The 9,555-nt window shown below is 67.2% G+C and carries 8 protein-coding genes; 5 read left to right on the top strand and 3 right to left on the bottom strand.

Annotation, left to right across the window (positions count from 1 at the left end; all coding sequences use genetic code 11):
• Nucleotides 1-723: 723 nt before the first annotated feature.
• Nucleotides 724-1,290 (top strand): hypothetical protein, encoded by a 567-nt coding sequence (locus AB0E94_RS51925; protein WP_360344115.1) that lies wholly within the window; start codon nt 724-726, stop codon nt 1,288-1,290.
• Nucleotides 1,291-1,300: 10 nt separating this feature from the next.
• Here AB0E94_RS51925 and AB0E94_RS51920 read toward each other — a convergent pair whose 3' ends face one another.
• The gene (locus AB0E94_RS51920) at nt 1,301-4,357 is read right to left on the bottom strand and encodes a hypothetical protein (protein ID WP_360344112.1); all 3,057 of its coding nucleotides are present in this window, start codon (nt 4,355-4,357) and stop codon (nt 1,301-1,303) included.
• 144 nt (nt 4,358-4,501) lie between these two features.
• A complete protein-coding gene (locus AB0E94_RS51915; RefSeq protein WP_360344109.1) occupies nt 4,502-4,885 on the bottom strand; it encodes a hypothetical protein in 384 nt (127 codons plus the stop codon).
• A gap of 107 nt (nt 4,886-4,992) precedes the next feature.
• Between AB0E94_RS51915 and AB0E94_RS51910 the strand changes: the two genes are divergently transcribed.
• The 4 genes from AB0E94_RS51910 to AB0E94_RS51895 all read left to right on the top strand — a co-directional run bounded on the left by AB0E94_RS51910 (nt 4,993) and on the right by AB0E94_RS51895 (nt 8,954).
• Nucleotides 4,993-5,418: a DUF3052 domain-containing protein gene (locus AB0E94_RS51910; protein ID WP_360344106.1), complete on the top strand. Its 426-nt coding sequence runs from the start codon at nt 4,993-4,995 to the stop codon at nt 5,416-5,418.
• Between the two features lie 32 nt (nt 5,419-5,450).
• On the top strand, nt 5,451-6,446 hold the full coding sequence (locus AB0E94_RS51905) for an NAD(P)-dependent alcohol dehydrogenase (RefSeq protein ID WP_360344103.1): 996 nt from the start codon (nt 5,451-5,453) through the stop codon (nt 6,444-6,446).
• Nucleotides 6,447-6,516: 70 nt separating this feature from the next.
• Nucleotides 6,517-8,526 carry a hypothetical protein gene (locus tag AB0E94_RS51900; protein ID WP_360344100.1) on the top strand — a complete coding sequence of 670 codons (2,010 nt, stop codon included), beginning with the start codon at nt 6,517-6,519 and terminating at the stop codon, nt 8,524-8,526.
• Between the two features lie 32 nt (nt 8,527-8,558).
• Nucleotides 8,559-8,954 (top strand): hypothetical protein, encoded by a 396-nt coding sequence (locus tag AB0E94_RS51895; protein WP_360344097.1) that lies wholly within the window; start codon nt 8,559-8,561, stop codon nt 8,952-8,954.
• A gap of 50 nt (nt 8,955-9,004) precedes the next feature.
• On the opposite strand, the gene AB0E94_RS51890 is transcribed toward AB0E94_RS51895, so the two are convergent.
• Nucleotides 9,005-9,555 (bottom strand): hypothetical protein (locus AB0E94_RS51890; RefSeq protein ID WP_360344094.1); only part of this gene is annotated, 551 nt, incomplete at its 5' end.

The raw sequence follows: 9,555 nt of genomic DNA, 5'->3' as shown, positions 1-9,555 counted from the left end.
GCGTTCGATTCTGGCCCTGTCGTCTCACAACAACCGCTCTGGTTGGCGCGGGGGCGGGCGGTCGTTGCCCCCGGGCCCGGCCCCCCCCCCGCCGCCGGACGTCCTGCCGTTGGTCGGACACTCGGCGCCACCACCGCATGGTTCGGCGATACGTAGCCGAGTGTGAGCCAATTCCACCGCCCAGGGTCCACGGACCCGGACACGTCTCACCGGCGTCGGCCCGCGGATCCGCCGCGCGCGGGGTATTCGATGTAGTTCTTTCCGTGAGTCTGCGCCGCCCGGAGATCGGCCACGAGCTGCTCGAGATTGCGCGCCGCGTGCTGGAGGGCAGCGCTGGCCTGGCGGAGCTCGCCGTGCCGAGACGGTGCAGCCGCGCCGTACAACCAGCTGGCAAGGGCCTCCAGATCCTCCAGATGGCTGGCGAGTACCGGAGCCGCTCGGGCCGTCCAGCCGAAGCAGGCGTCCAGATCCGCCCGTAACTTCGCCAGGTTGCCGACGCTTGGCGCGGCCCGAAAGTTAGGATCTCGCGACGGACGAGCCCGAGGGAGCGAAGGCTCGGAAGGATCACCCTGTGTGGACATAAAGTCACGTTAAGTAGCTGGAGATCGACGCGTCCATGACGCCATGTCGATGGCAGAACTCCGCCATCGAACGCCTGAGCGACCGGACATTCGGAGGTGCGACGCGATGTTTCTGCGGATCGCCGTCGCAGACCCTCTACCCGTGTTCCGTTGGGGTGTGATGGCCATCCTCCGGGATGCCGGCTTCGAGACCGAGGCACCGGATGACCTGCTCGGCTGGGTGCGCGGTGAGGATTCGGCCGCGGTGCTCGTCACGGTACAGTCAGAGGCCGACTGGGAACTGCTCGAGACGTTGCACCATACGTCGTCTGCGATCGTTCTGGTCGCCCTTCTGGAGCAGGCCTCGGTGGCGGCCTCGGTGCGGGCGCTTCGCGCCGGAGCGTCCTGTGTGGTCCCGCGTGACACCAGCCCCTCTGCGCTTCGGGAAGCGTTCGGTGCGGCCGTACGGGGGCAGAGTCTCGTGCCGGTCGAGGTGCTGCGCGCGCTCTCCGCCCTCGCCGACGTGCCGCACCCGCCCGACCGGCCGTCACCGGAAGAGCGGAAGTGGCTACGCGAATTGGCGCGAGGCACAACGATCGGCCGGCTGGCGTCGGACGTAGGCTACTCCGAGCGGATGATGTTCCGGCTGCTGCGTGACCTGTACGCCCGGCTGGGTGCCGGCAACCGGACCGATGCGCTGATCAAAGCGCAGGCCCGGGGCTGGCTCTGAGCAGACGGCGTCACTCCAGCAAATCCCGCAACTGCGGCAGGGTCTCGTCGGATCGGCCGGCGACCAACGCGCCGAAAAGTTCGCGACGGCGGTGCCGGGGGCCAGGTTTGTCCGTCGGCCCGATCGCCCGCTGGAACGTCAGGAGGGCTGGCATCTCGCTCTGAGCCGGATCAAGGAGGGCCTGCCCGGCCAACGCCAGTCCGCGAACTTCGCGCACCAAGTAACGCGAAGGCTCTCGGATGAGCAGCTCACCTGCCCACTCGGCCGCATCGGTGAAGGCCCGGATCGCGCGTTCGTCGTCGGCGCCGGTACGCGTGAGGACAATCCCGAGCAGCACGGAGGCTTCAGCGGCACCGGCAGTGCCGGCGGGCAGCGACGCGGTGCTCGCCGCTGCCATCGCCTCCTCGACGTTCCCCTGACGCAGCCGAACGACAGCGAGGGTGATTTGGGCGAGTTGGCGCAGGTAGGGATCGCCGGCCTCGACACCCGCACGGCACGCCCGCTTGGCCGACGTCGCGGCCGCCTCCAGGTCACCGCGCCACCATTCGGTGCGGGCCAGCAGGTCATCGCAGCGCGCGACAAGCACCCGTCCCTTGTTCTCATGAGCCATCTCTCTGGCGCACACGAGAAGTTCCCGGCAGCGGCGGTACCCATCCAGTTCGTATGATGCGCAAGCCCGCGCGAAGAGTATGCGCGCTCCGAGTAACGGTTCGGCAGTGCCGACCCCCTCACATCGGGCGAGGTAGTCATCTGCCTCGTCGAGGTGATGCGTAGCGGAGTCGAACTCGGCGCTCTCCTGTGCACACAGAGCTAGTCCGAGATGGGCCTGGGCGACTGGGAAACCGGCGCCGCTCAGCCCGAGGACCTCCTGGTAACACCCGGCCGCGGACCTGACCGCGCCGAGGCGGAAGAGGTAGCGGGCCATCTGGAGCAGCAGGCTGAGTTGGGTCTCCGAGAAGCCGAGGGTGGCGTTGATATCGAGGGCCGCCTGGGTGAACTCGATTCCTGCCCTGAGGTTCCCCTGCTGTGCTAGGGCCCGCGCCAACAGCGACGTGTTGACAACCTGGTCGTACAGGTCGGTGAGCCCTTCCCGGGTCAACCGCCGCAACCAAGGAACCAGCATTCCTGTCTGGCCCCACTCCTTTAGACAGGAACGGTCCAGATCGCTCATGAGGTTCAGCGCATGCCCGGTATCGCCCGCGAGCACGTATAGATCGATGGCGTCCAGGTGGTCGCCGAGATCATCCAGTCTCTTTGGTTTGCGGCTTTCGGCTGCCTTCTCGAAGTAGGCGGCAGCCCGCTGGCGCAGTCCTGCCAACTCAGCGTCCGAAATCTCCGCAGTCAGGTGCTCTCCATCCGCGGGCGGCAATGCGTAGCGGTCCCGGCCGCGCCGAACGATTCGCCGCTTGTGCAGGCGAGCGAGCCCGGCACGGACCTCGTCCTCCGGTGCACCAGTTAGGGCACTCACCCCGGCTGCAAGCACGGGTCGGCCGAAGACCGCCAGCGTCGTCACGATCTGCCGATCGAGGCCGTTGAGGCTGTCCATCAGTTCGCTGCCGAGCAGCTCCGTGGCCGGGATCGAGGCAAGTCTGCGGACCGGTGCCAGCGATCCGGAGGCACGGATGCCGTAGATCAGCTCGGCCATCCGGGGATGGCCGTCGAGGGACCGCCACAGCTCCTCGGGCGACATCGTTCCCTGCAACACGGGCTGCTCCCCGTCCAAATAGGCCAGGAATCCGGCGAACGGCTCCCGAGCCAGCCCGCGCGGAACGTCCCGGCGCGACAGGTTCCCCTGCTGGAAAAGATCGGCCGTGACGAAGAGGATTCGCACCTGGTGACCCCGACGTCCGGCGAGCGCGGTGAGGAGGCCGTTCAGGACGGAGTCGCGGTGCAGGTGCTCGTCATCCTGCAGACGCTCGGCGTCGTCCACAATCACCAGCACACGGTCGGTGCCAAGGCAGCCAAGGATCTCGTCCAGCTTGAACACCGCGTTCGCTTCGGGAGTCGGTAGTTCCGCGCACAGACGATCCCGATCCCGGCCGTCGGTCACTGCTTCGGCCAAGCTCATCAGCACCGCGTTCGCTGTGACGCCCGGGAAGCCGTGCGCGGAGAGGTAAGCGACATGGTCACGGCGCGCAGCCTTGCGGGCGATCTGCGTGGCGATAGCCGTCTTGCCGATGCCAGCGACGCCGCTGAGCTCGGCCAGCACGGTTCCGGGGCGGTCGAGTACAGCCTCGATGTAGTCGACGATTTCCTCGCGACCGTGAATCGGACGGGGAACGAAGTCCGGAAGATCTGCCGGCGGCGGGCGGGTGACCTGGGCCACGAGCGATCCGACAAACTTCTTGACCCGCGCGTAAACAAGCTCTTTGCGATGCTGTGGCTTGCAGATGCCGCTGTGGTTGGCGTCGATGCCGATGGGCGGCACCCCGGGCAGGCCAGGATTGCCTGATGACGGTTGGACGACGAAGACGCCCTTCGTCGGGCGCCTCTCGAAGTAGACTTGGTGCTCAATCCCCGCCTGAACCGCCCAGTCCCGGTATTCATTGCCGAGGGCCAGAAGGGCCGAACTCTCCCGCCTGAGGTCCTCGACTGCCGGGGTCGTACGACCCAGGCGGCGAAAGGCGTCGAGCGCCGTCGCCAAGGATGATCCGTCATGCGGCGTCGCAAGAAAGACAACACCGACCGTAGTCGTCGCGAATGTGCGGAACTCAGTGCTGCCCCTGGCGGAATGCATGAGGATTTCTTTGACCAGCAAGCCGCCCATACTGTGCGCCACGAAACAGAGTGGCCGTTCACCTATGTCCTCGGTACCCAGCAGGGCGGCAATATTCATGGCGCGGTCCTTGATCGGCATGGAGTGACCGCGGTAGCGGACCTTCCATGCGTCGTAGTGGACTGCCCAGACCGCCACGTCCTCCAGTTCCTCGGCAAGCCAAGCCGGCCAGAACGGCTTCTCCTTGCTGCCGTTGGACCAGGTCTTCCGACCGTCCCCGTCCAGGCCGTGTATGAAGACCACGTCCAACACCGGGTCGGCGACCTCTCGGACGAGCTCGACTCTGCTCACACGGCCTCCAAGACCCGACAGCCATTGAGGAATGCCGAAACTCTAGCAACCTTGAGTCAGCGGTCAACCACTCTAGGTGATCATCACCGTGACGCGCCAACGCCACCAAACGAGGAAGTCCCGGACACCGCCGCCGGACGTCGGTCAGTTCCGGTAGCTGACCAGGACCACCAACTGGCCTGCCCTCGGCTGGGCCCACACGTAGACGAATCCGGGATCCAGGAGGGTCGGCCACTTGCGTTGCACCTCGGAGAGATTCATCGCCCGGGCCAGGTCCTCCGGTGACTGCCCGGCCTCCGGTGCGACCGTCACCTCCCACCAACATCCGCCGGAGCCGCATGCTCTGCCCTCCGCGACGATGCTCGCTCCGGCCGGCAGGTCCGGCATTCGCGAGGCCGGCGGCACGTCGTTTTCAGCGAGCCAGCTCATCATCCACAACACGCGCAGTGTCCACAGGCACGCCAGCACGACGACCGCACTCACGAGTGTGGTTCGGACGCTTCGCTTCATCGTGGTACGCGAGATCATCGTGCCAGCGTAGTGACGTCGGTTCTCGGGCCGCTCGCACCGCGAAGGCTCCGCCCGCGGCTACCATCCACGGGGTAACCGACGATCGCGACGGCAGCGGGGCTGACATGGCTGGCTACTCGGGCACGCCGCTGTATCGCAAGCTCGGCATCAAACCTGGTCACCGGGTCGCGCTGCTCGACGCGCCGGTGGGCTTCGCGGGTGCTCTCGACGGGCTGCCCGGCGGGGTCGTCGTCCGGCCCGGTCTGGCCGCTGACGCGCCGACCGACGTGATCGTGCTGTTCGTGACCGAACGGCAGGTGTTGCAGGCCCGCCTCGACGAGGTCAGGCGTGGCATGGCCCAGGACGGCGGATTCTGGGTGGCCTGGCCGAAACGGGCGTCGAAGGTGCCCACCGACGTCACCGAGGATGTCGTCCGTGACGTCGCCTTGCCGACCGGGCTGGTCGACAACAAGGTGTGTGCGATCGACGAGATCTGGTCGGGCCTGCGGCTGGTCATCCGCCGCGAGAACCGCATTCCGCCGAAGGGTTGACAGCCGCCCCGCGAAACCGATCCGATGGCCCGGTGAAAGCCGTCACCTACCACCGTTATGGCGGGCCGGACGTCCTGCAACTGGCGGAGGTGCCCACACCGGTCCCGGGTGATCAGGAGCTCCTGATCAGGGTCCGGGCGGCCGAGGCGACCAAGTCCGACTGCGAGCTGAGAAGCTTCCGGTACTCGGTCAATTGGTTCTGGCTTCCGCTGCGACTCGCGGTCGGTGTCATCCGGCCGCGGCGGCACATCCTCGGCATGTACTTCGCCGGTGAGGTGGTGTCGGCAGGCGGGCGGGTCACCGGCTTCGCCCCGGGCGACCAGATCTACGGCTGCACCGGGCTACGACTGGGCGCCTACGGTGAGTACATCGTTCTTCCGGGCGACGCCGCCATCAGCGCCAAACCGGGCAACATGACGTTCGCCGAGGCGGCCGCGGTCCCCCTGGGCGGGCTCAACGCCCTGCACTTCATGCGGCGCGCCGGGATCAAGCCGGGCGAGCAGGTGCTGATCAACGGGGCCGGCGGCAGTATCGGCGCCCACGCCGTGCAGATCGCCCGTGCGATGGGCGCGCAGGTCACCGCGGTCGACCACGGGATCAAGGAGGAGCTCGTCCGGCGCCTCGGGGCCGACCATTTCGTCGACTACACCGCCGATGACGTGACGACCGTGGACCGGAGTTTCGACGTCATCTTCGACATGGTCGCCGGGAGCCCGTACCGCAATCTGGTCGGAAAGCTCCGGCCGGGCGGACGTTATCTGCACGGCAATCCTCGCCTGTCGGTCCTGTTCCGGTCGGTGTCGACCAATTGGTTCACCGACAAGACCGCCATCGTCACGTTCGCGCCGGAATCGCGGGCGGATCTGGCGGCGCTCACCGAGATGATCGAAGCGGGTGAGATCCAGCCGATCGTCGACCGGGTCTACCCGATGACGGAGGTCCCGGACGCCCACCGCCGGGTCGAGACCGAGCAACGCCTGGGTGCGGTCGTGATCGCCATCGACGAGCGGGACGGGCGACAGCCGTAGGGCCGCCGGAAATACGTTTCTCCGATTGCGTGCGCTCCATAGGATCTCAGTGATCAAGGAGGATAACACGGTGGACGATTTCCAGCGGTTCGTGGCGGATGTGACTACCCGTCTGTCCGCTATGTCCAAGGGCGAGTTGTACGTGGTCGGCGACGGTCTCGACCGGGACTCGCTCTGGCTCACCTTTCTCGAATCCTTTCCGGCCGGCACCAATCTTCGGTTCCGGGAGCGGTCCGAATACGATTGCTCGACGTGCCGCGTGTTCGTCAAGAACTTCGGTAACGTCGTCGAGATTCACAACGGGCAGGTCCGTACCGTCTGGTCCGGGGTGTCGGTTTCCGACCCGGTCTTCTCGGTCGTCGCCGCGGCAATGGACGAATTCGTCGGCACGCTGCCGTTGTCCGGCATTTTCCGGTCGGCCGAGGCGCAGTACGGGACGAAGACCACCCGGGCGCTGCGCGACGGTCAGGTCGAGGTGTGGGACCACCTGCACGGCCGGGTGGAGAAGCGGCACCGCGTCCAGGACGTCGGCCCGGCGCGGGGCGCCTTCGACGCCGCGGTGCAGGTGTTCCAGCGTGGCCTGGCCGAGCTGACCCGGCACGCGCTGGACACCGTCGTCGGCCTCATCGACGACAACGCCCTCTACCGCGGCGAGGAGCACCGCCGGGCGGTGACCGAGTTCCGGTCGCTGCAGAACCAGTGGACGCAGGCGGCCGACGGGCGGGCTTTCGTGTTCGCCAACGCGACGAACCCGGCGGCCCGGTTCCGCAACACGGTGATCGGCACCCTCGTCCAGGATCTCTCCGCGGGCGTCGACCTGGAGCAGGCGGTCCGGTCGTTCGAGACGAAGGTGGCGCCGCAGAACTACCAGCGCCCCACCGCGCTGATCACCCCGTCCATGGTCAAGGCGGCCATGAAGACCATCGACGAGCTGGGCATCGAGGAGTCGTTGCAGCGCCGGTTCGCCAGGCTGTCCGACGTGTCGGTCAACAACGTGCTGTGGGTCGACAACGACACGCAGTCGCGGATGAAGGACGGCATCGAGGGGCTGCTCATGCAGGCGGCCACCACTGGCCCGGCGGGTGGGCGCCTGCGGGACGCGAAGCCGGAGGAGATTCCGGTGATCGCCTTCATGAAGGACGTCCTGCCCGGCGCCGCGTCCATCGACCTGTGGGTCGCCAACAGCCACGAGCCGCACTTCGTCAGCCTCACCACCGGCCGGAACCCGGCCGCTCCACGGTTGTTCACCTGGGACAACGACTTCGGCTGGTCGTACGGCGGCAACGTCACCGACTCGATCAAGGAGAAGGTCAAGCGGGCCGGCGGCAACGTCACCGGCAAGCTGCGGGTGAGCCTGTCCTGGTTCAACCACGACGACCTCGACCTGCATGTGTACGAGCCCGACGGCACCCACATCTGGTACAAGGACAAGCGCAACAAGCTGGACGTCGACATGAACGCGAGCGGGCCGTACTCCCGTGAGCCGGTGGAGAACGTCACCTGGTCCGGCAAGCTCCCCGACGGTGAGTACCGGATCGAGGTGAACCAGTTCCACAAGCGCGAGACCGCCCGGGTCGGCTTCGTGATCGAGACCGAGAGCAACGGGAGGATCGAGCACTACAGCCACGAGCGGGCGGTCGGCCAGAAGGAGACTGTCGAGGTCGGCCGGATGACGGTCGCCGGCGAGGTGATCACCGCGTTCCGGCCGGGTGCGGACATGCAATCGGGCAGCGCCGGCAAGGACCTGTGGGGCATCACCACCGAACAGTTCGTGCCGGTGTCGACCGTCATGTACTCGCCGAACTACTTCGACGACAACGAGGTCGGCAACCGCCATTACTTCTTCATGCTGAAAGGGTGCGTGAACGACCAGCCGACCCGGGGGATCTACAACGAATTCCTCCGCGGCGACCTGCACCCGCACCGCAAGGTGTTCGAGGTTCTCGGCGACCGCACCAAATGTGAGCCGTCCCCGGATCAGTTGTCCGGTCTCGGATTCAGCTCCACGGTCCGCAATTCGGTGGTCGCCAAGGTGACCATGACCGGCGGCCGGCGTCGCCTGCTCAGCATCCAGTTCTGAATTCCCTACCCGGACATCCGAGAGAGGACACCGTGACCATTTTCGAGAAGGCCACTCGGGAGAAGTTCCGCTACCCGTCGACCAAGGGTCTGCTGACGACGGAACAGCTGTGGGAGCTTCCGCTGACGGCCAAGGCCGGCTTCAGCCTCGATGACGTGGCCAAGGCCGTCAACGCCGAGCTCAAGGCCATCGACACCGAGTCGTTCGTGGCCACCGAGACCAATCCGGCCAAGGCGGCCCTGGAGACCAAGCTGGAAGTCGTCAAGCACGTCATCGCCGTACGGCTCGCGGAGGACCAGGCGGCGAAGGCGGTGGCGGCCAAGAAGCTGGAGAAGGAGAAGCTGCTGGCCGTCCTGGGCCGCAAGCAGGACGCGGTCCTGGAGAACCTGAGCGAGGAAGAGCTGCTGGCCCGGATCAACAACCTGTAGGCCGCGGTAGCCCGCCATGCTGATCCGATTCGTCGGCAGCATGGCGGTGGTCAACCGGCCGGGGTTCTGGCGCGCATCCGTCCGAACGCCGTGCCGGTGGCCGCGCCGCCGGTCGCGCCGATGATCCAGAAGACGGTCATGGCGACGAGGAACTCCGGGCGCAGCACGTCACCGACCGCCGACTGCCAGTCGGGCGGCACCGCGTCGCCCGTGCTGAGGTAGCCGGCCTGCCGGTTCGCCCAGGTCACGGCCTCGGGGATGCCGACAGCGAGCACAGCGACCATGGCGGCTGCCCCGGCCAGCGCCGAAGCTCGCATCGCCGACCCGAACGAACGGGTGCGGTACGCCGTGACAAGCGCGACGGCGAACAGCAGGGTCGTCGGGATGTACATCCAGAAGCCGAGGATGCCGCCTCGCCCGTGCTCCAGCGACCAGCGTGATGCGGCGAACGACCCGGCCGCCACGAGCAGCGCCACCCCGGCCGCCAGCGCCCAGGCGCCCTGCGGTGGGCCGGAGCGCAGCGCGGCCCAGGCGCCCCCGAGTAGGAACCGGCCGAGGTCCCCACGAACAGCCCGGCATCGGTGAGATCGACGCCACGTTC

Source organism: Actinoplanes sp. NPDC026670 (assembly GCF_040638175.1).
Lineage (GTDB): Bacteria > Actinomycetota > Actinomycetes > Mycobacteriales > Micromonosporaceae > Actinoplanes.
The sequence above is the reverse complement of the archived record's forward strand: the minus strand, read 5'-3'. Positions and strand labels throughout refer to the sequence as shown.

Excerpts from the sequence above, each read along its gene's own strand:
- AB0E94_RS51915 (WP_360344109.1), bottom strand. The coding sequence starts at position 4,885 with ATGATCTCGCGTACCACGATGAAGCGAAGCGTCCGAACCACACTCGTG.
- AB0E94_RS51910 (WP_360344106.1), top strand. The coding sequence starts at position 4,993 with ATGGCTGGCTACTCGGGCACGCCGCTGTATCGCAAGCTCGGCATCAAA.